Genomic DNA, 251 nt, shown 5'->3' with positions numbered 1-251 from the left:
ATCCAGAGGCGTGGTGTTCACCTGTTTTTTGAATTCTCTGGAAAAGTGGGATTGGTCGCTGAAACCGAGGTCGGATGCCAAGTCAGAAAAGGCTACCTGATCACTGTGATTGATGTCGTAAACCGCCGATTGGCAACGGATAATCTGGCTGAATGCCTTGGGTGACATGCCCATATCGGCCCGGAACTGCCGCTGCAGTGAGCGCGTGGTATATCCGGTCAATGCCTCCAGATCGTTGATGTGAATACTGC

1 protein-coding gene is annotated in these 251 nt (G+C 51.8%); it reads right to left on the bottom strand.

The genetic code is table 11. The annotated features are described in order from the left end of the window. The coding region (locus Q4563_RS21405) for a helix-turn-helix transcriptional regulator (RefSeq protein WP_303605958.1) at window positions 1–251 on the bottom strand (251 nt) is incomplete at both ends.

This window comes from Gilvimarinus sp. 1_MG-2023 (assembly GCF_030548285.1).
Note: the sequence above shows the minus strand (reverse complement) of the source record. Positions and strands in the feature narration are given on the sequence as shown.